Consider the following 25,902-nt stretch of genomic DNA (forward strand, 5'->3'; position numbering starts at 1 on the left):
CAAAACGGCAGCCCGGCTGCGCCGAATCAGAACAGCCAGCTCAGAGCGACAGGCCGAGAACCGGACCGATGACCGCCGTCACAATCAGAAGCTGCGCGTGATCAACTGTCGGCGTCCGCCTGGGCCGTATCCACCGCCGCGCGAACGGGGCGGTCGCCGGGGTCTCGTCCGATTTCCGCCTTGAGACTCACGAGATCGATGAAGTGATCCGATTGGCGACGCAGGTCGTCGGCGATCATCGGTGGCTGCGTTGCCATCGTGGACACCACGGACACCTTGCGTCCGCGCCGTTGCAGCGCCTCGACCAGTGTGGTGAAATCGCCGTCTCCGGAGAAGATCACCAGATGATCGACAGTCTCGGACTGTTCCATGGCATCGATCGCAAGTTCGATATCCATATTGCCCTTGACCTTGCGGCGTCCCATGGAATCCGTGAATTCCTTCGCCGGTTTGGTAATGACCTTGTAGCCGTTGTAGTCCAGCCAGTCGATGAGCGGACGGATCGAAGAATATTCCTGGTCCTCGATAAGCGCCGTATAATAGTATGCCCGAAGCAGATAGCCCCGCTTCTGGAACGCCTTGAGAAGTTTTCGGTAATCGATGTCGAAACCCAGCGACTTCGATGCAGCGTAAAGATTTGCGCCGTCGATGAAGAGGGCAACTTTTTCCCGTGGGTCGAACATTATGCAAATTTCCTCATATTCATAAAACGAAAAACTAGGCGCAGGAACTGACCGATCAAGAGTGTCACTTACATGGGCAGCAGACCCTGGTAAATTATGATTTCGTCATATACGAATGTGTTTAGGATAGGTTTTGGTTTATTCCAAGCACGCACAGGTTGTGATAGCGCTGAATTGGAGCAAAATTGAAACTTTCGCAGCACTAAAATTGGTACGTGACAGGAAAAACTTGAATTTGCTGCCCGTTGATTGTATCGGGCACGTTAATCCCCCACGAGAACGTGATTGCAAAGGACAGGCAATGGCCCGTGTCACAGTTGAAGATTGCATCGACAAGGTAGACAACCGCTTCGAGCTCGTTTTGCTCGCCAGCCATCGCGCGCGGCAGATTTCGCAGGGTGCGCAGATCACCGTCGACCGCGACAACGACAAGAACCCTGTGGTGGCGCTTCGCGAGATCGCCGACGAAACGCTTTCGCCCGGCGACCTGAAGGAAGACCTCATCCATTCGCTGCAGAAGCACGTCGAGGTCGACGAGCCGGAACAGGAAGCAAGCGCTGCTCTTGCAAGCACGCTCGCGACCAAGGAAGACGACGAGGATCTGCCGGAAACCCTCACCTTCGACCAGATGTCGGAAGAGGAGCTTCTGGCCGGCATCGAAGGTCTGGTGCCGCCGGAAAAGAGCGACGATTACTAATCGTCAAGCTTTTGCGGCCTAGTCTGGCCGCAATGAGAGTTGATTGTGCGCCAATCCCTGCGGTTGGCGCGCTTTTCGTTTGAGGAGCTGTTCAGGATGATGCGGCAATACGAACTCGTGGAACGGGTTCAGAAATACAAGCCCGACGCCAACGAGGCGCTCCTGAACAAGGCCTACGTCTACGCCATGCAGAAGCATGGTCAGCAGAAACGAGCGAGCGGCGACCCCTATATCTCCCATCCGCTCGAAGTCGCCGCCATCCTCACCGACATGCATCTCGATGAATCGACCATCGCCGTCGCTCTTCTGCATGACACCATCGAGGATACGACCGCCACCCGCCAGGAAATCGACGAACTCTTCGGCGAGGACATTGGCCGGCTGGTGGAGGGCCTGACCAAGCTCAAGAAGCTCGATCTGGTGACCAAAAAAGCCAAGCAGGCGGAAAACCTGCGCAAGCTTCTGCTGGCGATTTCCGATGACGTGCGCGTTCTTCTCGTCAAGCTCGCCGATCGTCTGCACAACATGCGCACGCTGGAGCACATGCGCGACGACAAGCGCGCCCGTATCTCCGAGGAGACGATGGAAATCTATGCGCCGCTGGCCGGCCGCATGGGCATGCAGGACATGCGCGACGAACTGGAAGACCTTTCCTTCCGCTACATCAACGCCGAAGCCTATGAAACGGTCACCCGCCGGCTAGAGGAGTTGTCGCAGCGAAACGACGGACTGATCAAGAAGATCGAAGACGAGCTGCAGGATCTTCTGGTCGCCAATGGCCTTCTCGGCGCAACCGTCAAAGGACGGCAGAAGAAACCCTATTCGGTGTTCCGCAAGATGCAGTCGAAGTCGCTGTCGTTCGAGCAGCTCTCCGACGTCTATGGCTTCCGCATCGTTGTTGAGGACATTCCGTCCTGTTATCGGGCGCTCGGTATCGTGCACACGCGGTGGCGCGTCGTGCCCGGCAGGTTCAAGGACTATATCTCGACGCCGAAGCAGAACGACTATCGTTCGATCCACACCACGATCGTCGGCCCCTCGCGCCAGCGCATCGAGCTTCAGATCCGCACGCGTCGCATGCACGAAATCGCCGAATACGGTATCGCGGCCCACGCGCTCTACAAGGACAAGGAAAGTGACGGCGATCTGCTGTCGCCGGAAAGCAATGCCTATTCCTGGCTGCGTCATACGATCGAGGCGCTGGCCGAGGGCGACAATCCGGAAGAGTTCCTGGAACACACCAAGCTCGAACTGTTCCAGGATCAGGTGTTCTGCTTCACGCCCAAGGGCAAGCTGATTGCCCTGCCGCGCGGCGCGACCCCGATCGATTTCGCCTACGCCGTCCACACCAATATCGGCGACACCACCGTCGGCGCCAAGATCAACGGTTCGATCATGCCGCTCGTCACGCGCCTGTCGAACGGCGACGAAGTCGAGATCATCCGTTCCGGCGTCCAGGTGCCGCCGGCCGCATGGGAAGAGATTGTGGTCACCGGCAAGGCTCGCGCCGCGATCCGCCGCGCAACGCGCATGGCGATCCGCAAGCAGTATGCCGGTCTCGGCCACCGCATCCTGGAACGGACCTTCGAGCGCGCCGGCAAGATATTCTCGAAGGACACGCTGAAACCTGTGCTGCATCGGCTGGGCCAGCGCGACGTCGAGGATGCGATCGCCTCTGTCGGTCGCGGCGAAACCTCCTCTCTCGACGTGTTGCGGGCGGTTTATCCTGACTATCAGGACGAACGGGTGACTGTTAAGCCGGCGGCAGACGATGGCTGGTTCAACATGCCGAGCGCGACCGGCATGATGTTCAAACTGCCGGGCAAGGCAAAAGGCGGAGAGGGCAAGGATGGCGAGGCCCCTGAGCCGCTGCCGATCCGCGGCCTGTCGGGCAATGTCGAGGTCCACTTCGCACCGGCCGGCGCGGTTCCGGGCGATCGCATCGTCGGCATCCTCGAGGACGGCAAGGGCATCACCATCTACCCGATCCAGGCTGCGATGCTGCAGCGATACTATGACGAGCCGGATCGCTGGATCGACGTGCGCTGGGATCTCGACGAGGCCAACAAGTCCCGCTTCGTCGCGCGGCTGATGCTCAATGCCATCAACGAGCCGGGAACGCTCGCAACCGTGGCACAGACAATTGCCGGCCTCGACATCAATATCCGCACGCTCAGCATGGTGGGCGTCGCCACGGACTTTACCGAGATGGCGATCGATGTCGAAGTCTGGGATCTACGTCAGCTGAATCAGTTGCTGGCGCAGCTGAAGGATCTGGAGTGCATCTCGACGGCGAAGCGCGTCTACGACTGAGCGGGCGCGCAACTGGACGATTCCGCCTGCAAATAGTGATATGGTCTCCGCACAGAAATCTCGGAGACTACCATGCGCCGCATGATCATGATTGGCGTCTTTACAGCGGCATCCTGTGCCGGTCTTTCCGCCGGGGAGGGTGACGAGAACCTCCTTTACGGGCGATCGCTCGGCGTGGATGAGATCGCGTCCGCCTGTTTTTCGCGGAACTACGACCCTGCTCATCTCCGGGCGCATCCGGACCAGAATGTCACGAACGTAAAAATGCTCGCCTACCGACCCGTGTGGGAGCACGGGGTCAGCGTCGTCAACCTGGAGTTCCGGTTCCGCGGGGTGGTCGAGCCGGTGCGTCTACCAGGAGAATGCCGATCTGCAGGAAGAGGGGCGGCCGCGCTTGAGTGTGGTATCGAGTGCGACGGTGGCCGGTTCGCGGTCATGCGGGGAGCGCAAGGTTCGCTGCTCCTCGATGTACCCGAAGGTTTGTCACTCTGCGATAGCGAAGAGGCACTGGATTCCGTTCCATCCTTCGGTCTCGACGACAAGCGTTTCCGGTTGAGCCCGGTGGCGGCTCCGGATTGCTCGGAACTGGTCTTCGATGACGAGCTTCGTGATGTTCTGACCAAGTGAGCGCTACCCGCCGCACTCTGTGCATTCAAAACAGGCAAATTTGATCTGAATCACTGAGAGCATTGCGTTTTGCGCATAGCTGCGATCATGCTCTGTCTCTGGTTGTTTGTGCGTCGCACAATTATATTCAACACAACCAGAGAGAAAGAAAGAGAGACGAAAATGTTCGAGCCCATCAGAAAGATCGCCCGCGCCCTCCGTGCCCCAAGCCGCGCCGAACGCGAAATGGCCTACCTCAATGACGCCCGCGACTGCGTGGACCTGGAGTACCGCCAGCGCCAGATCGATCGCGGCCTGTTCCGCGGCTGAGTCAGGACCGGTTTCAAGGCGGGTTGCGCAAAAAGCAGCCTTGTCGTGTGTCGGCGACCTCTTGGCCCTTGTCAGGGGCGAAAACGATCCACTACATGTGACGCATGCCGTTTCGTCGCAGGACACCAGCCCGGTTTAAAGACAGATTGCGTGGCCTGATCTGGCCGCGCGGTGGACTGGCGAGAGTATTCCGCTACTTCAAGATTCGCATCGTGCGCCTCACGGCGTCGCCGCATGCAATCGCCGCCGGTGTCGCAGCCGGCATCATGGCGTCCTGGACGCCCTTCATTGGCTTTCATTTCCTCCTTGCGTTCGCAATCGCTTTTCTGCTCGCCGGTAACATGGTCGCCGCAGCACTTGGCACCGCTTTCGGCAATCCGCTGACCTTTCCGTTCATCTGGGCCGCGACCTGGGAAATCGGCAATCGCATCCTGGGCGAGACCGCCAGGCGGGGAGGTCGACATCTGGATCTGGCCCGCCTGCTGGAACACGCCGACCTGAAACAGGTATGGGACCCCGTGTTGAAGCCGATGCTGATCGGCTCCATTCCTCCGGCATTGCTGAGCGGGCTCGCCATCTATCTTCTTCTGTTTCTTGTCGTTAGAAACGGCCAGGCGAGACGCCGGCGACAGTTGGCCGCAGGCCGGTCAAAAAGCGCTTAGAGCTCGGCGGCCGCAAAGGAGACAGCTTTTGATCATCGGCATCGGCAGTGACCTGATCGACATCACCCGGATCGAGAAGTCGATCGAGCGCTTTGGCGAGCGCTTCGTCCAGCGATGCTTCACCGACGTCGAGCAGGCGAAATCCGATCGCCGCGCCAATCGGGCGGCCTCATACGCCAAGCGGTTTGCAGCGAAGGAGGCTTGCTCAAAGGCGCTCGGCACCGGGATATCGGAAGGTGTCTTCTGGAAGGACATGGGCGTGATCAATCTCCCGGGTGGCAAGCCGACGATGAAGCTGACCGGTGGAGCCGGCGAGCGTCTTCTCGCTCTTATGCCTTCAGGCCACGAACCGGTTATCCATCTCACCATCACCGACGAATACCCCTACGCGCAGGCTTTCGTGATCATCGAAGCCCGACCGGTCCCTGGCTGATCCATGGTTTTGCTTGCCTAAGCCGTTGCTCGCGGACTGCGAAGCGACTAGGAAGGTCGGGAATTGCAGGAAAAGGAAAATAAGGCGTGACCGATACAGCGGAAAAGAAGCAGAGCGCGCTCTGGGAAAACATCAAGGTGATCATCCAGGCGCTGTTGCTCGCCGTGGTCATCCGCACCGTGTTCTTCCAGCCCTTTACCATTCCCTCGGGCTCCATGATGCCGACGCTGCTCGTTGGCGACTACATCTTCGTGAATAAGTTCTCCTACGGCTATTCGAAGTATTCGCTGCCGCTGTCGCCGAACCTGTTTTCGGGCCGTATTTTCGGTAGCGAACCGGAGCGGGGCGACATCGTGGTGTTCCGCTTCCCGCCGAACCCCGACATCGACTATATCAAGCGCGTAATAGGCCTGCCTGGTGACCGCATACAGGTGATCGATGGCGTGCTGAACGTGAACGGCCAGCCAGTGCCCAAGCAGCCTGACGGCACCTTCACGTCCGACTATCGCCTCGATCCCGGTTCCGACGTTCCGGTCTTCCGCGAGACGCTCGACAATGGCGTCACCTATGACACGCTCGACCAGTCGCCGAACTCCCGCGGCGACAACACCCGCGAGTTCATCGTGCCGGAAGGCCACTATTTCATGATGGGCGACAACCGCGACAATTCGCTCGACAGCCGTTTCGATGTCGGTTTCGTGCCCGCCGAAAATCTCGTGGGCAAGGCATCCGTCATCTTCTTCTCGCTCGGCAACGACACGTCGTTCCGCGAGGTCTGGAAGTGGCCGACGAATATGCGCTGGGATAGGCTGTTCAAGAGCGTCGAATGAGCAAGAAGAATGTGGCAGCGGAGATGAGGGAGCGTGCCGAGAGCACGCTCGGCCACGTCTTCGCCGATAAGTCCCGGCTCGACCGGGCCTTGACCCATTCGAGCGCCCGTCCGCAGAAGGGCAGCGACTATGAGCGGCTTGAGTTTCTTGGCGATCGCGTGCTTGGCCTCTGCGTCGCGGAACTTCTGTTCAGCACCTTCCGCAACGCCACCGAGGGAGAGCTCTCCGTTCGCTTCAACCAGCTCGTCAGCGCTGAAACCTGCGCTGCCATCGCCGACGAACTGGAACTGCACCGCTTCATCCGCACCGGCTCGGATGTGAAGAAACTGACCGGCAAGGCCATGCTGAACGTTCGCGCCGACGTCGTCGAAAGCCTGATCGCGGCGATCTATCTCGACGCCGGGCTGGAAGCGGCACGCGCCTTCATCGTCAGGCACTGGTCCTCAAGGGCCACGCGAGAAGATGGCGCGCGGCGGGACGCCAAGACCGAATTACAGGAATGGGCGCACGCGAAATTTGCGACGACGCCGAACTACCGGGTTGATGACCGCAGCGGACCGGATCATGATCCGCGCTTCACGGTGACGGTCGAGATACCCGGACTGCCGCCCGAAACCGGTGTGGACCGCTCCAAGCGGGCCGCCGAACAGGTGGCGGCGACGAGACTGCTGGAGCGCGAAGGCGTCTGGCAGACATCCCCCGCAGATTGATTGGACCGAGAATGAGCGACCACGACGAATTTCCTGCCGAAGGCGAAGAGGCCTCCGGCGCCACCGAGACCCGTTCCGGCCCGACCCGATCCGGCTTCGTCGCGTTGATCGGTCCGACGAATGCGGGCAAGTCGACGCTGGTCAATCGTTTCGTCGGCGCCAAGGTCTCGATCGTCAGCCACAAGGTGCAGACGACGCGGGCTGTCATGCGCGGCATCGCTATCCACGACAATGCGCAGATCGTTTTCATGGACACCCCCGGCATCTTCAAGCCGCGCCGCCGGCTCGATCGCGCCATGGTCACGTCGGCCTGGGGCGGTGCGAAGGACGCCGACCTGATCCTGCTCCTGATCGACAGCGAACGTGGCCTGCGCGGCGATGCGGAGGCGATCCTGGAGGGGCTGAAGGAGGTCCACCAGCCCAAGATCCTCGTTCTCAACAAGATCGACCAGGTCAATCGCGAGCAACTGCTGAAGCTGGCTTCCGCAGCCAACGAGGCAGTCAAGTTCGAGCGCACCTTCATGATCTCGGCGACCACCGGGTCGGGGTGTGAGGACGTCATGGATTATCTGGCCGAGACCCTGCCCGAGGGGCCGTGGTATTATCCGGAAGACCAGATCTCCGACCTGCCGATGCGCCAGCTCGCCGCCGAGATCACCCGCGAAAAGCTGTTTCTCCGGCTGCACCAGGAACTTCCCTATTCTTCGCATGTCGAGACGGAGAAGTGGGAGGAGCGCAAGGACGGGTCAGTTCGTATCGAGCAGGTGATCTACGTCGAGCGCGACAGCCAGAAGAAGATCGTGCTCGGCAAGGGCGGTGATGCAATCAAGTCGATCTCGACCGCCTCTCGCAAGGAACTCTCGGAGATCCTGGAGCAGCCCGTCCACCTGTTCCTGTTCGTCAAGGTTCGCGAGAACTGGGGTGACGATCCGGAGCGCTTCCGGGAAATGGGGCTCGAATTCCCCAAGGGATGATCTCCCTTACAGCCCTGATGGTTCAGTCTGCCCGATCCTGCTGACGACGAAGCGCGTGAGCGATGGCGTGATGAGCAGGACCAGGATCAGACGCATGGTCTGCAAGGCCATGACAAAGGATATGTCGACATCGGTTGAGGCCGCGATAATCGCGATCGAATCGAGTCCGCCCGGGCTGGTGGCGAGGTAGGCCGTGAGCGGATCGATGTCCATCAGCCACCAGAGCAGGAAGGCAAGGCCGCCGCAGAAGGCCATCAGCACCGCGATGGAGCCCGCCACCTGCGGCAGCGCATGCGCGGCGTGGCGCAGAATGCGGCGGGTAAAGCCGAGTCCGATGCGCCAGCCGATGATGCCATAGGCAAGCGCCAGCAGCCACTCCGGTAGCTCGATGATGATCAGGCCGGCGAGATGCAGGGCGCTTGTCGCGATCAGCGGCAGCAGCATCGTTCCGGCCGGAATCTTGAAGCGTGCGCCGATAAAGGCCGCCACGAAAGCGACGGCAAGCGTCTTGGCCAGTTCTACTGCGTCGAGTGGCGGAAACCATGCCACGCTGCGGGCGGCACCTCCCGGTGTCGAGAACACGAAGGCCGCGATCAGCGAGGCGGCCGAAGCGACACAGACGACCCGCAGATACTGCATGAAGGCGACGAGCCGCGCATCCGCGCCATGCGCCTCGGCCATCAGCATCATTGCCGATGCCGCCCCGGCGGATGTACCCCAGACCGCGGTGGTTCCGGGCAGGATCTGTGAGCGGGCCATCAGATAACCCAGGAGGCTGCTCGCGCCGATCACCGCGACCACGATGGCGAGGAAGACCGGCCAGCCGCCGATCACCGTCTTCAGCGTGTCGAGGTCGAGGGCCCCGGCGATGACGCAGCCGATCATCGAATGAGACAGGATATAGGGCACCTTGGGGACGCTGAGCCGCGCCCCGTTCGTGGCGACAAGGATCGCCGCCAGCATCGGGCCGATCAGCAGAGATCCCGGAATATGAGCCTCGTGCAGACCCCAGGACGCAAGCACGGAAAGTGCCGCCAGCAGACCCCAGCGTGCTGGTGCCGGCAAGTTCGTCAACAAGCCGGGCGATGGCGGGTTGCCGGTTTCGGTCTGTGAAGCGGGGGAGGTCGCTCCGATAGGGTGTTCTTCGCCGGCGGGGAGGGGAGTGCTCATGATGGGTGCCGCGGTTGCCGGCCTGTCGGAGGGGACTGGACGAGGCCTCGTTTTATGAGATAAGTGAGGCTGTCCTCACAAAACGGTTTTATGAGAGTGTCCTCGCAAAAGTCAAGTTCGGCCACCCAGCCGGTCGCGAAAATTCCGACGCGAAAGCGAGGGATCGAGCGTGTCGCAAAGCTGTTGGACGCAGCCGCCGCCGTTTTCGCCGAGAAAGGTTACAAGACGGCGACAATGACCGAGATCGCCCAGAAGGCAGGGGCGCCGATCGGGTCACTATACCAGTTCTTTCCCAGCAAGGACGTGATCGCCGACGCCCTGGTGGCCCGATACATGGAGCATGTCGGCGGCGAGTTGGACGGCATCCGATCGGCTGCCGCAGGCCAATCGGCACAAGAACTTGCGAATCAGCTTCTCGACGTCTTCATCCATCACGCCCACGAACGCAGTCTCGCGCTCAGCCTGCTCGACGCGCGCTGGGAACAGCCGGGGCTACGACCGGGAATGCTGCGATCCGATCTCCGTGCCAGCATTGCCGGAATCGTCCGCGCGTGGCGTCCGTTGCTTGAGGACGGCGATGTCCAGCTCTTGTCGGTTTTCCTGCTCCAGACGATGAAGTCGCTCGTGCAACTCCATGATGACAAAGGTTATCCGGGTCGCGAAAGGGTGCTGGCCGAGTGGCGTCGATGGGTCGCTTGCTATCTCTCGGAGATCGGCCGCTGATCCTGCGAGATGGCGCCGGCCCGCACAATGCGCTAGAACCTGCTCCATGCAATGGACCGACGAGGCAATACTTCTGGGCGTGCGCCGCCACGGCGAAACGAGCGTCATCGCCGAGGTGATGACCCGTGATCGGGGACGTCATCTCGGTATGGTGCGCGGTGGCCGTTCGCGGTCGATGCAGCCCGTCCTTCAGCCCGGTAACCGGTTCGATGTGACCTGGCGCGCGCGTCTTGACGAGCACCTCGGCGAGTTTCGCATCGAGCCGGTGAAACTGCGGGCCGCCCAACTGATGGAGCGCGCGCAGAGCGTCTATGGAGTGCAGGCTCTGGCCGCGCTGGTCAGGCTCCTGCCCGAGCGCGATCCCCATCCGCATCTCTACGAGGCGCTCGATATTATTCTCGATCACCTGGATGAGCCAGCGGCGGCGGGCGAACTCTTTATTCGGTTCGAGCTCGCGGTGTTGAACGATCTGGGTTTCGGGCTGGACCTCGACCAGTGTGCGGCGACCGGTGAGAGGCGGGATCTGATATACGTGTCTCCAAAATCAGGTCGCGCCGTCTGTCGCGATGCGGGTCGGCCCTATGCCGACAAGATGCTGGCACTTCCAGGCTTCCTCTCTTCGGAGACCCGGGTCTCGGCGGATCGAGAAGGGCTATTGGCGGGCTTCCGGCTGACCGGGCATTTCCTGGCGCGGCATGTCTACGAGCCGCGCGGGATTGAACCCGGCGCGGCGCGCGAAGGCTTTCTTCAGGCCACGTTGAAGGCCTTGGCGACCTCTGACCTTGCTGGATCGGCACCAGCAGCGAACGGCTGAGATGCACCGGATGTGGATTGCATGTGCACGTGTATCGCACGCTGCAACTCCTCGATATTGCCATAGGTGGCGCCGTCAAGATCGATGACTGGAAACTTGACAGCGATGAACTTGATCCGATCACCCTCGGCAACCGAAATCCCGACAGGGATGCCGGCATATTCCACGACTTGCTTTTCCATAATAAACTTCCCCGCCTGTGCGCTTTCGCACCGGGCCTGAGCTTTCGAATTTTGATGTGTCGTTAAACTTCGATCAGGTCACATTCGACAGGTTTTTCGCCACATGGCGTTCGACTCGTCGAGCGGGATAAGATGCCAGGAGCACGTAGCTTGGCGGGATACATCGCGCATGTCGCTAACCTCCTTCACGGCGTTATTTCCAAAAAAGGCCGCGCTGTTGCGTCGGCTTGTGTCTGCGCTTGTGCCGGTTCAATCCGGCGAGATTAAGGTAGGTAGTCGCCTGCCGGCCGTCAACGGTCCAACTTGAATAAATAAAATCATTTTCTGTGACCGCCTGTCACATAACTGCAATGCAGCAAAAAACCTCCCTGAATATAGGGAGGTTGAGATTCATGTTCGAATGGTGCTCAGGCGGAGGCAAGCATGGGACGGTCCACGGCGCGCTCCCGGATCGGCCAGTGAACGACGGCCGCGAAGAGGCCGAGCGCCACGCCGAACCACCATACGCCGTCATAGGATCCGAACCGGTCGTACAGCTCTCCGCCCATCCAGACACCCAGGAACGATCCGATCTGGTGCGACAGGAACACGACGCCGCCCAGCAGGCCGAGATGGCGCGTGCCGAACATGATGGCGACAAGTGCATTTGTCGGCGGAACGGTCGAGAGCCAGAGCAGACCCATAACACCGGCAAAGATGATCACAGAAGTCGGGGACTGCGGCAGGAGCAGGAATGCCGTGATGGCGATAGACCTGCCGATGTAGATGAGCGCCAGGAAATAGGGCTTTGAATAACGCTGCCCGATCACGCCGGCGGCTAAAGAGCCGATGATGTTGAAGAAGCCGATCAGTGCCATGGCGATCACCGCGTACCGCGCCTCGATCCCGATGTCGCCAAGATAGGCGGGGAAGTGGGCGGTGATGAATGCGACCTGGAAGCCGCAGACGAAGAAGCCGCTGATGAGCAGGACGTAGCTCCGGTGCCCGAGCGCCTCGCGCAACGCCTCTGATACGGTCTGCTGCACGCTTGTCTGTGACTGGCTGCCGGAGTTGGCATTGCCGCGCAGAGGGATAGCAAGCAAAGGCACCAGCAGCATCAGGATGCCGAGATAGACGAGGCTATCCGACCATCCGAATGTCGAGATCAGTCCCTGGCTCAGCGGCGCGAAGAGGAACATGCCTGCCGACCCGGCGGCAGTGCCGATTCCGAAGGCGAGGGAACGCTGCGCCGGTGTTACGTTACGGGCGAACGCGGACAGGATAATACCGAACGATCCCGAAGCGACCCCAAGGCCAACCAGCACGCCGCCGCCAATGTGCAACCAGACCGGATCGGTCGCATGCGCCATGATCAGCAGGCCGCTGGAGTAGAGGACGGCCGACAGCGCCAGCACGCGGCCGGTGCCGTACCTGTCCGCCAAGGCACCGAAGAACGGCTGTCCAAGACCCCAGCAGAGGTTCTGTATCGCCATCGCTAGCCCGAAGGTGGAGCGATCCCAGCCGGTATCGGCAAGCATCGGCAATTGGAAGAAGCCCATGGCCGATCGCGGCCCGAAGGTCAGCATCGCGATCAGCGAGCCAGCGATGATGATGAGCCAGGGCATGGAGGCGCGTGCGGAGGCGGTGTTCATGGCGGAGTCGTCCCTTTATTGTGGGAGGACGATAAAACGACACCCGCCGGCCGACCAGCGCATTCTGGTGAACGGTGGATCAGCCGAATTGATGATGATCAGGCCGGAGCCTTATCGTTGCTTGAACGCCCAGCCTTCGGGCTTTTCCGCAACGACGCGCACGCTGTCGCCGATGGAAATCCGGCCGGCGCCCTGCGGCACGGCGTTCCAGCCGAACAGCGGACCGGGCACCCGGCGGTCGGCAGACATGCGGATGCGGCCCATGGCGGGCATCGGGTTGGCGCCCTCGCGCGATCCGGTCTGCTGGTCCTGTGTGGTCATGATGCAGCGCGGGCAGGGCTTGACGAAATCGAGGTGGAGGCCGCCGATCTCGATAGTCTTCCAGGTATCCTCCGCCCAGGGATCGTCGTGTTCGATCACGATGTTGGGGCGGAACCGTTCCATGCCGACGCTGCCTTCGCCATGCGCCTCCATGTCGGCGTTCAGCGCTTTGAGCGATCCCGTCGTCGTCACCAGAATTTGGTACCCGTCGGAGAAGGTGACCGGGCTGTCGGCGCCGGCCCATTCCGCGCTTGCCGTTCGCCGGGCGCCACCGTCAAAGAAGACCAGGCGGACCTCCCGTCCGAACCATTCCGATAGCCTGGCATTGACGGTATCGGCCGCGACGGCGGCGTTCACAATCGACTTCCAGATCGCCACATCCATGCGCCGGTCCGGATGCGGCGGCGCGACCATGATTTCGCGATCGTCATCAAGCCGCAGGGTGAGCGTCGCATTGCCCGGTATCGCGGTCAGCCGCGCCAGGGCGGGCAATTCGCGCTGGGTGATGAAGTGGCCTGACGGGTCGACCAGCATCATCCGCCGGTCGCCGAGCAGGCCGCGTGCGTCGACCTCGGCGGCGGGAATTGCAATTCCACGTGCGCTCTTGAAGGGGTAGATATTAAGGGCGCTGACCTGCATGGTTTATCCTCAGATTTCGTCGAGAAAGAGCTCGAGTATCGTCTCGAGCCTCTGGTGGCGCTCGCGCGCGATAATCCGACCGGTGTCGGTCTGGAAGCCATCCGCGAGCTTGAAGAGCTTGGCGGGAAAATGATCGATTGCAAAGGTCTTGTCGTCTAGTGGACGGTTCTCGGCCTTCGGGTCGAACGGGTCGTACAGCGACGAGCCCATACGTCCGGCGATGTAGAAGCACCGGGCGGCGCCGACCATCCCGATCGCGTCTAGTCTGTCCGCATCCTGCAGGATTTTTGCCTCGATCGTCTCAGGTCTAATGCCGGCGGAGAAGCTGTGTGCGGCGATCGCGTGGGTGACGGCCTCGACGTCTCTCGCGCCCCAGCCGAGTTCCGCGAGCAGCTGTCGCGCCTTCTCCGCAGCCAGCCTTGAGGCCTGCGACCGCAACTGCGAGTTCTTTTCGACAGACACGCAATCGTGCAGCAGCACCGCTGCCGCCAGAATGCGTCCGTCACCGCCTTCCTCAGCGCGAATCCGCATGGCGTTGCGGAACACCCGGACGAGGTGGGCGAGGTCGTGAGCACCGTCATCGGCGGAAAAGGCATGTCCGAGCAGCGCACCGGCAAGTTCTTCGAACGGCGCGAATGCACGTGTCGCTTCCATGTCTGTCACGCCTTCCTCCGGAATCGTTGCCTGCATCCCTCCTTACTGGCACGGAGTGACGGCTGCAAACACGGCAGATGCCATTTTGCGCGGCAGTCCACCCAAGAATAGTGGGCATGAACCTAATTCTAGTGAACAATTATTCGCGTTTTGACCAGTCGTCGGAATCTCCGTAACTCGATCTAGCCTTCAGGAGTCCGAGTAGGAGGGCGATTCTTTTTCAAAATCCTTTTTCAGGAGGTATGCATGACTAGCATCACTTCACTGCCGGGTTCGGCTAGCCTGAATTCCACGCTGGGTCTCGACCGCAACGGCGACGGCGTCGTCAGTGCGGAGGAACAGGCGGCAGCCGGCGAGACGAGGGGCAGAACGCAGGATCCGACGGTTCTTGTTGAAAACGCCGCCACCGGCACCTCGGCGAAGATTTCCTCGTTGAGTGTCGCGAATCCTCTCGCTACGGGGGCGGAGAGTGGCGACGATACCGTTAGTCTGTTCGACGTGCTCGACCAGATTGCGGTCATCGTCGACAGATACCGCACATTCGAAGAGACCGGCGGCGACGCGTCCGGGGAGGTCTCTTTCAATCTCTGACGTCTTCTGCTTGCAGAAGGGCGCCATAGGCCAGGGGGGCGGCGCCCTTGCAATCTGTCACAAAACTTTCTAAATCGAATGCACCGGCGATCGCCGGTTTTCTTTGGACTCACTTATACTCAAAATGAGTATAAGTGAGTGGAATGGAGGTTGATATGGCTGGAAAGCTGAGCGCACGTGCGTGCGAAAACACACGTTCCGCCGCCGGCCGCTTCGGGGTTCTCGAACGTCCCGATCTGAGCTACACGCCCGCTGTCGCCAAGGAAACCGAACATCTCTACGAACGCGTTCGGGATTTCATTCCCGCCATCGAGTGGCCGGTCTTCGCGCCCTATGTGCATGCCATCAATCGGCTGAAGAAAGAGCGCAACGCCGTCATCCTCGCGCACAATTACCAGACGCCTGACATCTTCCACTGCGTTGCCGACATCAAGGGCGATTCGCTGCAGCTTGCTCGCGACGCGACGCGGGTCGACGCGGAGATCATCGTCCAGTGCGGCGTTCACTTCATGGCCGAGACCTCGAAGCTCCTGAATCCAGACAAGACGGTACTTATCCCGGACAGCCGAGCCGGTTGCTCCCTGTCGGAATCGATCACGGGCGCCGATGTGCGTGCCCTCAAAGCCCGTTATCCAGGCGTTCCCGTGGTGACCTACGTCAATACGTCAGCGGACGTGAAGGCCGAGACCGACATCTGCTGCACCTCTTCCAATGCCGTCGCTGTCGTCGACAGTCTGGAGAGCGACACCGTCTTGTGCATTCCGGATGAATATCTGGCCATGAACGTCGCCCGCCAGACAAAGAAGAAGATCCTGACGTGGAAGGGCCATTGCGAGGTCCACGAGCGGTTCACCGCCGAGGAACTGCTCGCCTACAAGGAGGCCGATCCGTCGATCGAAATCGTCGCCCATCCGGAATGCCATCCGAGCGTGCTTGAGGTCTCCGACTATGCCGGCTCGACATCCGGCATGATCGACTATGTCCGGACCAAGCGTCCGGGCCGCGTGTTGCTCGTCACGGAATGCTCCATGGCCTCCAATATCCAAGCCGAAGTTCCCGACGTCGACTTCGTGAAGCCTTGCAATCTCTGTCCGCACATGAAGCGCATCACGCTGCCGAAGATCCTCGACAGCCTGCTCAACATGACGGAGGAAGTGACGGTCGATCCCGCTATCGCCGGTCGGGCTCGCCTTGCGGTCGAACGGATGATCAATCTGAAAAACTGATGTGCCGGCAGCCGCCGGAGAAGTGACAGTCCATGGCAACCAATATCGAATCCATCCGGCCCCAGTCCTGGCAGGGCATCGACGACATCGTCATCGTCGGCGGCGGCCTTGCTGGCCTGTTCTGCGCTTTGAAGCTCGCGCCGCGTCCGGTAACGGTGCTCGCGGCCGCGCCGATCGGTCATGGCGCCTCGTCCGCCTGGGCCCAGGGCGGCATTGCTGCGGCGATGAGCGAGGGCGACAGCTACGACAAGCACCTCGCGGACACACTGACGGCGGGCGCCGGCATCGTCGACGAGAAAATGGCGCGTCTGATGGTGTCCGAGGGACCGGAACGGATCCGCGACCTGCTTGGTTACGGCGTCCCGTTCGACAAGGACCTTGAGGGACACCTCCTGCTGTCGCGGGAGGCAGCCCATTCGGAGCGGCGCATCGTCCGGGTGAGGGGAGACATGGCGGGCAAGGCGATCATGGAGGCGCTGATCGCCGCCGTCCGCAACACGCCGTCGATCCGGGTCATGGAAGGCTATGTGGTCGAGGAGATCATGACCGAGGGCAAGTTCGTCGCCGGCGTCGTCGCACGGCCAGACGCCGGCCAGTCGAAGACCCGCGTCGCGTTTCCCGCCCGCGCCGTGGTCCTCTGCTCCGGCGGCATCGGCCATCTCTATCAGGTCACGACCAATCCGGCCGAAGCGCGCGGTACGGGTCTCGGCATGGTCGCCAAGGCCGGCGCCATGATCGCCGACCCGGAATTCGTCCAGTTCCATCCGACCGCGATCAACATCGGCAACGATCCGGCCCCGCTCGCCACCGAGGCCTTGCGCGGCGACGGTTCTATCCTCGTCAACTCGACCGGCGAGCGCTTTATGGCGGCCCTGCATCCGGATGCCGAACTCGCCCCCCGTGACGTCGTCGCCCGTGGCGTCTTTGCCGAAGTGGCGGCCGGGCGTGGCGCCTTTCTCGACTGCACGAAGGCAATAGGCGCCCGCTTCGCCGAACTCTTCCCGACCGTCTATTCCTCCTGCCGAGCGGCCGGCGTCGATCCCTCGTCGGAACCGATCCCGGTCGTGCCGGCGGCCCACTATCACATGGGCGGTGTCCTGGTGGATGCCGATGGCCGCACCACGATCGACGGTCTCTACGCGGCCGGCGAGGTGACCTCTACCGGCGTCCACGGCGCCAATCGTCTGGCCTCCAACTCGCTGCTCGAAGCGGTCGTCTTCGCAGCTCGCATCGCCGAAAGCATCAAGGGCATGCTGCCCGAAGCAAGCCTCTACGAATGGCCGAAGACGGCCGGGGAGAATGACGAACTGGTGACGCTGGAGGACAGTCCGCAACTCAAGGAGCTGCGCGCGGCCATGTCGGCCCACGCCGGCGTTATCCGCAATCGCGACGGCCTGTGCGCACTGTCGCGGACGATCCTTCGACTGGAGAAGGAAAACGGTCGTATCCGCTTCGCGGCGATCGCCGCGACCGCGAAACTCATTGCCGCCGGCGCTCTTTCCCGCGAGGAAAGCCGAGGCGGCCATTACCGCTCCGATTTCGCCGAACCGCGTGACATCTGGCGCCACCGGACCTTCATGACATTGAAGGAAGCTGATCGCATTGTCAGGGAAGCCGCCGGCTGACACACCGACCAAGGAGTAGCCATGACCATCGAACCGCTTCGTCCCGTTCTGCCGCCGTTGATGGTCGAGGATAAGGTGCGCGCCGCCCTCATCGAAGATCTGGGGCGTGCCGGCGACATCACGACCTACGCGACAATCCGACCGGAACTGACGGCGACCGCCAGGATGAACAGCCGGGAGCACGGCGTCGTCGCCGGCATCGAGATCGCCAGGACGGCATTCAGGCTCGTCGATGCAGAAGTTTCGTTCAACGCGCTGGTGAAGGATGGCGATACGGTGACCCCAGGCCAGCCGCTGGCGGAAGTCAGCGGACCGGCAAGGTCGATTCTGTCTGCCGAACGCGTCGCTCTGAATTTCCTTATGCACCTGTCCGGTGTTGCGAGCTACACTGCCCGTTTCGCCGCCGAGATCGCCCATACCCGCGCCCGTGTCACCTGCACCCGCAAGACACTGCCGGGTCTGCGCGCGCTCGAAAAATACGCCGTCCGCCTCGGCGGCGGCTCGAACCACCGCTTCGGGCTGGATGATGCTGTGCTCATCAAGGACAACCACATCGCGGTATCCGGTGGCGTGGCGAGCGCTGTTTCGGCCGCCCGAGCCTATGTCGGGCATCTCGTCCGCATCGAGGTCGAAGTCGATAGCCTCGACCAGATGCGCGAGGCGCTGACGGCCCGACCGGATGTTATCCTGCTCGACAACATGGGGCCGGACCTCTTGCGCCAGGCGGTGGAGATCAACCGCGCGCATGCTGGACTTTCCGAGGTGGATTATAACGCCGCGGCCTCGCGCGTTCAGCTCGAGGCATCCGGCAACGTCAACCTCCAGACCATCGGCGCGATCGCCGAGAGCGGGGTCGACTACATCTCGACATCGAAAATCACCATGTCGGCACCAACGCTCGACATAGGCCTCGATGTGGAAATTGCCTAGACGTCGACCTCTCGCGGGCGGGCATCCTCCTCGCGAGGCGGCTCGATCTTGGCAGCCAGCGCGCCGCTGTAGGTAACCTGCGGGAACGGGATGGAAATGCCGTTCTCGTCGAAGGCGATCTTCACCGACTTGATCAGATCGCGGGATGTCGGCCAGAAGTCCGCAGCGGCGGTCCAGTAGCGCAAGGTCAGGACGACGGCGCTGTCGCCGAGTTCGAGAACAAATGTCTCCGCTGCCGGATCGCCAAGCACGCGCGTGTCGGCATTGGCGAGGTTAAGCATGATCTCCTGAGCTTGCGAGATATCGTCCTCGTAGCCGATGCCGATATTGAGATCGAAACGCCTGGTCTTTTCGCGGCTGAAATTGGTGATCGGCACGTTCCAGAGCGTCGAATTCGGCGCCAGCCGATACATACCGTCGGGCGTCTTGAGTTCGGTGGCGAAGAGGCCGATCTCCCGAACGATGCCCGAGATGCCACCGGTATCGATGTATTCACCTACGCGGAACGGGCGGAGAACCAGGAGCATGATCCCTGCGGCGATGTTCTGCAACGTTCCCTGGAGCGCAAGGCCGATCGCCAGGCCGGCCGCGCCGAGCGCCGCGATGATCGACGCCGTCTGTACGCCGAACTGGCCGAGAACGGCGATGAAGACCAGGATCAGCAAGGCATAGCGGATGAAGTTGGCGAAGAAGGCAGCCAGAGTTTCGTCAATCCCTCTGACTCGCGCCATCCCGCGTCTGGCCCAGCCGGCAATCAGAGAAGCGGCCGTCCATCCGATGACTAGAAGCAGAACCGCTCCGATGATCGAGAATGAATATTCGACAGCCAGCGCACTGGCCTGGCTTAATGCTGCGCGAGTGGCGATAAAGAATTCTGTGGCCTGATCTTCCATACGGCGGGAGCTCCTCGTTGTTCCGTCTGGCGACGGTGAACGGGTGCGCGCCTGTGGCTTTCTAGCGACTGCCGACCTTGAGGCCGGGGGCGGGGCGTTCCTCGAGGATTTGCCGGCGAAAGCGGAACAGCGCGGCCGGTCGTCCACCGGTCGCCGTTGTCGAAACGCCTGTCGGTTCCACCAGTTCCGCACCTTCCACCAGCCGGCGGAAGTTCTGCTTGTGCAGGTGCCGCCCGGAGATCGCCTCAACGGTCGCCTGCAACTCGGTCAAGGTGAACTCGGGCTGCATCAGTTCGAAGACCACGGGACGGTATTTGATCTTGCCGCGCAGGCGCGCGAGCGCCGTGGCCGCGATGCGTCGGTGGTCGAACCGCATAGCAAGCCCAAGCGGCGGTGATACCTTGTCCGCCTCGACCCGACCGTCGGCGACCGCCTCCTGCAGAAGACCCGCCTCATAGAGAAGTTCGTAGCGCTCCAGTACTCTTTCGTCATCGAAGGGAAAGTCATCAAGCCCGAAGGCGAGGCGAATGCGGGCTCGTCTCGATGCGGTCGGCTCGCGGCTTGCCGCCGTCGCCGGTGTCTCCGCCCATTTTGCAAGCTGGGGAAGGATCACACTGTCCAGCAGGTCAGGACGGCCCTTCCGCCAGTCTTCCCAGGGTAGATAGGCATACCAGTCCCGCCAGTGGACACCTGACGTCAGCAGGCGGCTGCTGTGGTCGGCGTTGCCGCGCGTCAGTGCCAGATAGCCGACCGAAACGAGGTGAGGACCGCTTTCGCCCGCCTGCCGGTATCGCCCTCGGTCACCGAAGGTATAAAGTTGTTCTATGTAACCCAGATGGAGCGCTGTCTGCGCCTCCACGGTTGCGCGCAGAGACATTTCCATCGTCCTGTGCCGCTCCGGATCGAAAGGACCGAACGGCAGGCTGCCGAGGTCGCCAGCGTCACCCACCACCAGTATCTTCGGGCTCTTCTCGCTGACCGCGACAATTGCCGCATTGAGGCCGATTTCGATTTCCGGACGGGGCTGGCCGCTCATGCCATTGCCGGGGTGTAGAGCGGCAGCACGAAAGGCGCGTCGCCATCCGCATCCGCGCCGCGCCCGATCGCCTTCACGGCCGCGATCAAGCGTCCCCGGCGTTCCAGACGGGCATCAGCGAATGCGATGAGGCGCGCGTTCGGCGTCGCGAACGGCGAGGCTGTCCTGAGACGCTGAGCGAGTGCCCCGTCGTCCTCGTCCGGAGAAATGGCAAGCGAAGCGATCAGGGCCGCTGCCGGCGAGCGAGAGACGCCCATCCAGCAATGGATGAGCAGCGGCGTCTCCCGGTCCCAACTGCGGGCGAAGGCGATGATCTCATCGACATGGCTTTCGGCGGGCGCGATGAGATCGCCGGTTCCCGCAAATGCGATGTCGTTCATGCCGAGCTTCAGGTGGCGCTCCGCGCGGATCACGGCCGGCCGATGAAAGTCCTGTTTCTCTGCCAGCAGGCTGATCATATCGCGAGCGCCATGACGCACCGCCATCTCGGCGATCCGGGACAAGGGAGAAACGATGATCGCGCTCATCTTGCGGACTTTCCCTCCTGTGCCCGTTCGTCCTCGATCTCTGTGAAGCGTTGGGCGAAGCGCGCCTGTGCCTCCGTTGCCGCCATCGGTTCGATCGGCAGCATATCACGGGTGAAGCCGCGCGGCTGTCCGAAGAATTTCCGTGCTTCGGCTTCCGAAAAGCCGGCAAGTGCGGTCGCTTCGAAATAGGCCGCGATCTGGTCCGCCTTCTTGATCTGTGCCTTGAGATCCTTGCCCGGATGCGCCGGCAGGCCGAAACGGAGATGAACCGCCGCTTCCAGTCGCTTCTCGACCGTCTTGTATCCGCCGCCGACCACGGCCTTGAACGGAGAAATCATGTCGCCGATGACGAATTCCGGGGCGTCGTGCAGAAGGGCCATCTGTTTTTCGTCCGCCGTCGCCTTCGGATTGCAGTGGGTAAAGATCATTTCCACAAGAAGCGAATGCTGCGCGACGGAGAACGCGTGGTCGCCATGCGTCTGTCCGTTCCATCGGGCAACGCGCGCGAGACCATGGGCGATATCGGAGAGTTCGACGTCAAGCGGGGAGGGATCTAGCAGGTCAAGCCGCCGACCCGACAACATGCGCTGCCAGGCCCGCACGCTGGGTTGAGGCGCATCCGCCATTGCTCACGCTTCCTCGGACGACGTCGGAAAGGAGAGGCCGGTCCAGCTCGGAAGCATGGCATCGACTGGCGTGTCGCCTGCAAGAACGGCCGCGCCGCTTGCCAGGGCTTCTCCGGCCCGGTCGATCCTGACGATTGCAAGACCGCGCGTGCCCGCCACCGTGCCCAGTTCCCCGATCGGTTTGCCGGCTGCGGAGATGGTTGTTCCTGCGGGTGGCAGAGGTGTTTCCGCTGACAGAATGACCGTCCTGCGTCGCGCGGTTCCCCGATGCTGCATTCGCGAGACCACCTCCTGGCCGACATAACAGCCCTTCTTGAAGGAAACACCGCGATTGAGATCGAAACCGATATCGTGCGGGAAGGCATCCTCGAGCGTAAAATCATGGCCCGATTCAACGATACCCGCGAGGACGCGCAAGGCCTCATAGCCGTCGCGCGGGTGCTCGCCATGGCGGCCCGGCAGGCGCGCCACGGGAATGCCTGCGGCGGCGAACCGTGCATCTTCCACCGCCCCATCCGGATAGGTGTCTCCCCAGATAACGGTGACGCCCGGATCCTCTGCCGGCGTGATCTCCACTTTGCTTCTCAGCTTATACATTGTCAGCCGCTTGATCAGCCCATCCCGCTGGCTGTCGGTCGTATCCAGCACGAAACCATCTTCCTCGCGCCATACGATGAAGTCGAACAGGATCTTCCCCTGCGGCGTCAGAAGCGCGCCGGGCACGGCCTCTCCCGTCGGCAGGCTTTCCACGTCGGTGGTGATGAGGTTCTGCAGGAAGTGTTCTGCTTCCGGGCCGGTGACCCGGATCAGCACATGGTCGGGCAGGAAGGCTGCGGGCATTGTGTGAGCATCCGATTGGGTAATGAAAGAGAAGTAAGTCTTTGATGTGACATGGGCAAGTCATGCACATCACAGCCCGGTTCGGCGAGGGCCGAATTCGTCGATTCTTTCAGTTCAGTAAACAGAATATGTAGATCTGCCGAAGCATTTGTAAGGTCAGGGAAACGGGACGGGGCATCTGAAAATGTAATCCCCGTCAATGGTCCGCTTCCATCCGCGAAAGCTGCAGAAAACGACGATCTGGATGCAGCACTCAACTGTGGATAACCTGCCGGCGGACCGATACCGCGCCGCCACTGCTTCAAGATCGAGAACCGACGTCAACAGTCGCCGGGTCTAGTCCCCGGCCGTAAAGAATTTCCATTCGCCGTCGGGTGTGATTCCGACGCGGAAGAAATTGTAGTTGCCATACTCCTGCATGCCCTCAAGATCGCCGGCCGTGACAATTCTCAAGAGTTCCACCTTTTCTGGTGGCGTCAGGTTGCCGATCTGTTTTTCGGCAAAATAAGGCCAGACATACACTTCGTCAGAGGTTCCTGCATCGATCCGCACGAAGCCGGTCTGCAGGATGTCGAGCAGGATCGCCAAGATCTCCACCCCGTCGGAATCGCCAGACAAGCTCTTCAGCGTCTCGACCAAGCCTTCCTGGTCGCCGACGACGGGAATCTGTGTCTGGTTCGGACCAGGGTTCAGAAGCGGGCGGAGCCGCTCGATGTCGCCGGAGGCGGCTGCCTCGACGATCAACGCGCGCATGCGCCGAACCGGCTCAGGCGCGGCCTCGATGTCGAAGAGGTATTCGACAGTGGGATCAGAGGTGGAAACATCCGCTTCCTCTCCGGGCACACTCTCACGATTGACGAGTGGATCGGGGTCAGGAATTCCCATGCCTTCGGCCGGCAGGTCGTCTTCCTCCGGCTCCACGGGTACGACAGGTGAGGTCGGCGGCGACGCCGGTGTTTTGGTTGTGGAGCCTGGGTTCAGTTCGGAGAGAGCGTGCGAGGCCGGGGCTTGCATGACAGCAAGCAGCACCGCCAACGCGACAGCCGGGAAACACCGGCTAACCCATCCTGCGGGAGGCAGAAGGTCTGCGGCAAGCCAACGCATGGAGCGTCTACTGAAGCGGCCGCGTTGGCGAAAACTCTCCGGCAAGCAGCCGCTCCCGAAGGGATTCCAGAATGGCTTCAGCACCGTCTTCACCGTGGATCCGGATTGTCTCGCGCATGGCGAGAGCAAATGCGGCATCGGCAATGATTTCCGGCTCGATGCCATCAGCCACGCCGTCTGCCCATGCCTCGTTCTGGTATTCGAGCGCCACTTGCATCTTCTCATGCACGATCATGTCGTCGATGTCGTTTCGGCGCGGTTCCATACTATTTCCTCGCATGATGCGGTTCTTACTCACCTGTTAACAACATTAACAGCCTTTTCCTAAAACGACACGGCCAGCCGCCGAAACCGGTTAATTATTCGCTAATTTCCGTATCTGCCCGTTATTTCAACGGCGAGTGTTGCGCCTTCGGCACGGTATTGCTCCTCGGCCGCGATGGCGGCAGGGGTGCAGACGGAGTGGGTGGCGGCGAACGATCGATAGCCGCGATTGAACGCCGCGACGAGACGCGCTCGGCGTGCCGGCTCGCTGGCGGTCTCCGTGTCGAGCAGCTTTTGCGCGGCTTCGCGCCAGCCTGGTTCCTCGTCGCCATTGCAGAGATTGCGCAGATAATGAAGCGAGCCGAGTATTTCCGACAGGCGCGCCAGCTGCTCGTCGTAGGGCGCCGGTTTCTCTGCTGCGGCTGGTGCTTCCTCGACCACGGACTGAGCCGCCGCAATGCCGCTTGCCAGAAATGAGAGCGTTACGAAGCCGAACATGAAAAGGCGCTGCGTCATCTCAGGGTCTCCTGCCACTCAGTTCATCTGACAGTCGCTCGACACATTCGAGCACCGAGGCAGGGACGGGAAGAAGAGGGATGTCTTCAACGGCGAACCAGCCCGCTTCCAGCGCGTCATCCGCCGCCATCACCTCACCGCGTTCGACCATCTCAACCCTGAAGACGGACAGAAAAAAATGTGTCGATTGCCCCGGCGCATCGCTTTCGCCCTTCAGATCGTAGACAGCAAAGAGCGTGGGGCTGTGTCCCCTGATCCCGGTCTCCTCGAACAGTTCGCGCAGCGCCGTCTCTTCCGGCGTTTCTCCGGGTTCGGACCGTCCCCCCGGAAACGCATAGAGATCGGCTGCGGGCGGATTGCGGCGCTTGACGAGAAGCAGACGCCCATCCTGTTCCACGATGGCGGACGCGGCGGCTTGCGGTGTAGGGGGATTGGATGAGTGCATCGTTTCGGTTTGCTGGAGCAGTCTCTTTCGAGTCACTATAGACCGAAAACGACGGCGGTGGCAGCCGCAAGCTGAAGACGTCGAACAAGGAACAAGACCATGTGTGGCCGCTTTGCTCTGACATCGACACCGGAAGAGACCGCCGAGTTCGCCGGCGTGGCGTCTCTCGAGACGTTTCCGCCACGGTACAATATTGCGCCCACGCAGCCGATCCTGACGATCGTCGCAGCCGACCTGCCCGGGCCTGGAAGCAATCTTCCACCCCGTCGCGCGCTCCTGACCCGCTGGGGTCTGATACCCGGCTGGGTGAAGGATCCCGGTGACTTTCCGTTGTTGATCAATGCGCGTTCGGAGACGGTGATCGACAAGGCCTCGTTTCGCGCCGCGATGCGTCATCGGAGGGTGTTGATTCCCGCCTCCGGCTTCTACGAGTGGCACCGGCCGGGAAAGGATAGCGGACGAAAGAGCCAGGCCTACTGGATCCGGCCAAAGCACGGCGGACTGGTGGCCTTCGCCGGCTTGATGGAAACCTGGTCTGCCGCAGAGGGATCGGAAATGGATACGGCTGCCATCGTTACCTGTGGCGCCAATGACAGTATCGGCCGAATCCACGACCGCATGCCGGTCGTCATCCAACCCGAGGATTTCGCCAGATGGCTGGATTGCAAGACCCAGGAGCCCCGTCAGGTTGCGGACCTCATGCGACCCACCGACGAGGATTCTTTCGAAGCGATCCCGGTGTCCGCCCTTGTGAACAAGGTCGCGAATATGGGGCCGGAACTGCAGACAGCCGTCGCCGAGGACAAGGCATCAACGCCAACTGCTGCCAAGCCTGATGCCGGTGGTGGACAGATGTCGCTGTTTTGAAATCAGAACTGGAGGCCGCCGATCCCTCGGCGGGTGCCGC

At 61.5% G+C, this 25,902-nt stretch carries 31 protein-coding genes; 16 read left to right on the forward strand and 15 right to left on the reverse strand.

Features of this window, described 5'->3' with window-relative positions:
• Positions 1-101 precede the first annotated feature (101 nt).
• Positions 102-683 (reverse strand): NYN domain-containing protein, encoded by a 582-nt coding sequence (locus J5J09_RS07610; protein WP_208549062.1) that lies wholly within the window; start codon positions 681-683, stop codon positions 102-104.
• A 301-nt stretch (positions 684-984) separates the two neighbouring features.
• On the opposite strand from J5J09_RS07610, the gene rpoZ reads away from it, so the two are divergent.
• The 9 genes from rpoZ (at position 985) to era (ending at position 8,238) form a co-directional block, all read left to right on the forward strand.
• Positions 985-1,380, forward strand: coding sequence for a DNA-directed RNA polymerase subunit omega (gene rpoZ / locus J5J09_RS07615; protein WP_208549063.1), 396 nt, complete (start codon positions 985-987; stop codon positions 1,378-1,380).
• Between the two features lie 96 nt (positions 1,381-1,476).
• A complete protein-coding gene (locus J5J09_RS07620) occupies positions 1,477-3,693 on the forward strand; it encodes a bifunctional (p)ppGpp synthetase/guanosine-3',5'-bis(diphosphate) 3'-pyrophosphohydrolase (RefSeq protein WP_208549064.1) in 2,217 nt (738 codons plus the stop codon).
• A 72-nt stretch (positions 3,694-3,765) separates the two neighbouring features.
• On the forward strand, positions 3,766-4,320 hold the full coding sequence (locus J5J09_RS07625; protein WP_208549065.1) for a hypothetical protein: 555 nt from the start codon (positions 3,766-3,768) through the stop codon (positions 4,318-4,320).
• Between the two features lie 162 nt (positions 4,321-4,482).
• Positions 4,483-4,629: a DUF3563 family protein gene (locus tag J5J09_RS07630; RefSeq protein WP_208549066.1), complete on the forward strand. Its 147-nt coding sequence runs from the start codon at positions 4,483-4,485 to the stop codon at positions 4,627-4,629.
• Between the two features lie 146 nt (positions 4,630-4,775).
• Positions 4,776-5,291 carry a DUF2062 domain-containing protein gene (locus J5J09_RS07635; RefSeq protein WP_246745801.1) on the forward strand — a complete coding sequence of 172 codons (516 nt, stop codon included), beginning with the start codon at positions 4,776-4,778 and terminating at the stop codon, positions 5,289-5,291.
• Positions 5,292-5,319: 28 nt separating this feature from the next.
• Positions 5,320-5,724, forward strand: a complete 405-nt coding sequence (gene acpS, locus J5J09_RS07640; RefSeq protein ID WP_208549068.1) for a holo-ACP synthase — start codon at positions 5,320-5,322, stop codon at positions 5,722-5,724.
• 86 nt (positions 5,725-5,810) lie between these two features.
• Entirely contained in the window at positions 5,811-6,554 is a 744-nt protein-coding gene (gene lepB, locus J5J09_RS07645; RefSeq protein ID WP_208549069.1) for a signal peptidase I, read from the forward strand.
• Positions 6,551-7,264: a ribonuclease III gene (gene rnc / locus J5J09_RS07650; protein ID WP_208549070.1), complete on the forward strand. Its 714-nt coding sequence runs from the start codon at positions 6,551-6,553 to the stop codon at positions 7,262-7,264. The genes lepB and rnc overlap by 4 nt, the downstream gene beginning before the upstream one ends.
• 11 nt (positions 7,265-7,275) lie before the next feature.
• Positions 7,276-8,238: a GTPase Era gene (gene era / locus J5J09_RS07655; protein ID WP_208549071.1), complete on the forward strand. Its 963-nt coding sequence runs from the start codon at positions 7,276-7,278 to the stop codon at positions 8,236-8,238.
• A 6-nt stretch (positions 8,239-8,244) separates the two neighbouring features.
• Here era and J5J09_RS07660 read toward each other — a convergent pair whose 3' ends face one another.
• Positions 8,245-9,408 (reverse strand): AbrB family transcriptional regulator, encoded by a 1,164-nt coding sequence (locus tag J5J09_RS07660; RefSeq protein WP_208549072.1) that lies wholly within the window; start codon positions 9,406-9,408, stop codon positions 8,245-8,247.
• A 90-nt stretch (positions 9,409-9,498) separates the two neighbouring features.
• On the opposite strand from J5J09_RS07660, the gene J5J09_RS07665 reads away from it, so the two are divergent.
• A complete protein-coding gene (locus tag J5J09_RS07665; RefSeq protein WP_208549073.1) occupies positions 9,499-10,131 on the forward strand; it encodes a TetR/AcrR family transcriptional regulator in 633 nt (210 codons plus the stop codon).
• Positions 10,132-10,177: 46 nt separating this feature from the next.
• Positions 10,178-10,945 (forward strand): DNA repair protein RecO, encoded by a 768-nt coding sequence (gene recO, locus J5J09_RS07670; protein WP_208549074.1) that lies wholly within the window; start codon positions 10,178-10,180, stop codon positions 10,943-10,945.
• On the opposite strand, the gene J5J09_RS07675 is transcribed toward recO, so the two are convergent.
• The 4 genes from J5J09_RS07675 to J5J09_RS07690 form a co-directional block, all read right to left on the reverse strand.
• Positions 10,879-11,127, reverse strand: coding sequence for a hypothetical protein (locus tag J5J09_RS07675; protein ID WP_208553631.1), 249 nt, complete (start codon positions 11,125-11,127; stop codon positions 10,879-10,881). The two genes, recO and J5J09_RS07675, sit on opposite strands and share 67 nt — an antisense overlap.
• Before the next feature lie 407 nt (positions 11,128-11,534).
• On the reverse strand, positions 11,535-12,758 hold the full coding sequence (locus J5J09_RS07680) for an MFS transporter (RefSeq protein WP_208549075.1): 1,224 nt from the start codon (positions 12,756-12,758) through the stop codon (positions 11,535-11,537).
• A gap of 111 nt (positions 12,759-12,869) precedes the next feature.
• Positions 12,870-13,718, reverse strand: a complete 849-nt coding sequence (locus J5J09_RS07685; protein WP_208549076.1) for an MOSC domain-containing protein — start codon at positions 13,716-13,718, stop codon at positions 12,870-12,872.
• 9 nt (positions 13,719-13,727) lie between these two features.
• On the reverse strand, positions 13,728-14,372 hold the full coding sequence (locus J5J09_RS07690) for an HD domain-containing protein (protein ID WP_208553321.1): 645 nt from the start codon (positions 14,370-14,372) through the stop codon (positions 13,728-13,730).
• Between the two features lie 246 nt (positions 14,373-14,618).
• Here J5J09_RS07690 and J5J09_RS07695 point away from each other — a divergent pair, with 246 nt between their 5' ends.
• From J5J09_RS07695 to nadC, 4 genes are all read left to right on the forward strand, one after another.
• Entirely contained in the window at positions 14,619-14,963 is a 345-nt protein-coding gene (locus J5J09_RS07695) for a hypothetical protein (protein WP_208549077.1), read from the forward strand.
• Between the two features lie 155 nt (positions 14,964-15,118).
• Positions 15,119-16,189, forward strand: coding sequence for a quinolinate synthase NadA (gene nadA, locus J5J09_RS07700; protein WP_208549078.1), 1,071 nt, complete (start codon positions 15,119-15,121; stop codon positions 16,187-16,189).
• A gap of 32 nt (positions 16,190-16,221) precedes the next feature.
• The gene (locus J5J09_RS07705; protein WP_208549079.1) at positions 16,222-17,814 is read left to right on the forward strand and encodes an L-aspartate oxidase; all 1,593 of its coding nucleotides are present in this window, start codon (positions 16,222-16,224) and stop codon (positions 17,812-17,814) included.
• A gap of 27 nt (positions 17,815-17,841) precedes the next feature.
• Positions 17,842-18,744: a carboxylating nicotinate-nucleotide diphosphorylase gene (gene nadC, locus J5J09_RS07710; RefSeq protein WP_208553323.1), complete on the forward strand. Its 903-nt coding sequence runs from the start codon at positions 17,842-17,844 to the stop codon at positions 18,742-18,744.
• On the opposite strand, the gene J5J09_RS07715 is transcribed toward nadC, so the two are convergent.
• From J5J09_RS07715 to J5J09_RS07755, 9 genes are all read right to left on the reverse strand, one after another.
• Positions 18,741-19,637, reverse strand: coding sequence for a mechanosensitive ion channel domain-containing protein (locus tag J5J09_RS07715; protein ID WP_208549080.1), 897 nt, complete (start codon positions 19,635-19,637; stop codon positions 18,741-18,743). The genes nadC and J5J09_RS07715 overlap by 4 nt on opposite strands.
• 61 nt (positions 19,638-19,698) lie before the next feature.
• A complete protein-coding gene (locus J5J09_RS07720) occupies positions 19,699-20,673 on the reverse strand; it encodes an NAD regulator (RefSeq protein WP_208549081.1) in 975 nt (324 codons plus the stop codon).
• Entirely contained in the window at positions 20,670-21,200 is a 531-nt protein-coding gene (locus J5J09_RS07725; protein WP_208549082.1) for a tyrosine phosphatase family protein, read from the reverse strand. The genes J5J09_RS07720 and J5J09_RS07725 overlap by 4 nt, the downstream gene beginning before the upstream one ends.
• Positions 21,197-21,826: an HD family hydrolase gene (locus J5J09_RS07730; RefSeq protein WP_208549083.1), complete on the reverse strand. Its 630-nt coding sequence runs from the start codon at positions 21,824-21,826 to the stop codon at positions 21,197-21,199. The genes J5J09_RS07725 and J5J09_RS07730 overlap by 4 nt, the downstream gene beginning before the upstream one ends.
• A 3-nt stretch (positions 21,827-21,829) precedes the next feature.
• Positions 21,830-22,666 (reverse strand): folate-binding protein YgfZ, encoded by an 837-nt coding sequence (locus J5J09_RS07735; protein ID WP_208549084.1) that lies wholly within the window; start codon positions 22,664-22,666, stop codon positions 21,830-21,832.
• 336 nt (positions 22,667-23,002) lie between these two features.
• Entirely contained in the window at positions 23,003-23,680 is a 678-nt protein-coding gene (locus J5J09_RS07740) for a hypothetical protein (protein WP_246745932.1), read from the reverse strand.
• A 97-nt stretch (positions 23,681-23,777) separates the two neighbouring features.
• Complete coding sequence (locus J5J09_RS07745) at positions 23,778-24,035, reverse strand: hypothetical protein (protein WP_208549085.1); 258 nt, start codon at positions 24,033-24,035, stop codon at positions 23,778-23,780.
• A 101-nt stretch (positions 24,036-24,136) separates the two neighbouring features.
• Positions 24,137-24,550: a TIGR02301 family protein gene (locus J5J09_RS07750; RefSeq protein WP_208549086.1), complete on the reverse strand. Its 414-nt coding sequence runs from the start codon at positions 24,548-24,550 to the stop codon at positions 24,137-24,139.
• 1 nt (position 24,551) lies between these two features.
• A complete protein-coding gene (locus tag J5J09_RS07755) occupies positions 24,552-24,995 on the reverse strand; it encodes an NUDIX hydrolase (protein WP_208549087.1) in 444 nt (147 codons plus the stop codon).
• 99 nt (positions 24,996-25,094) lie between these two features.
• Here J5J09_RS07755 and J5J09_RS07760 point away from each other — a divergent pair, with 99 nt between their 5' ends.
• Entirely contained in the window at positions 25,095-25,862 is a 768-nt protein-coding gene (locus tag J5J09_RS07760; RefSeq protein WP_208549088.1) for an SOS response-associated peptidase, read from the forward strand.
• Positions 25,863-25,902: the final 40 nt, after the last annotated feature.

The sequence above is a fragment of the Ciceribacter sp. L1K22 genome, assembly GCF_017599385.1.
In the GTDB taxonomy this organism is placed as follows: Bacteria; Pseudomonadota; Alphaproteobacteria; order Rhizobiales; family Rhizobiaceae; genus Allorhizobium.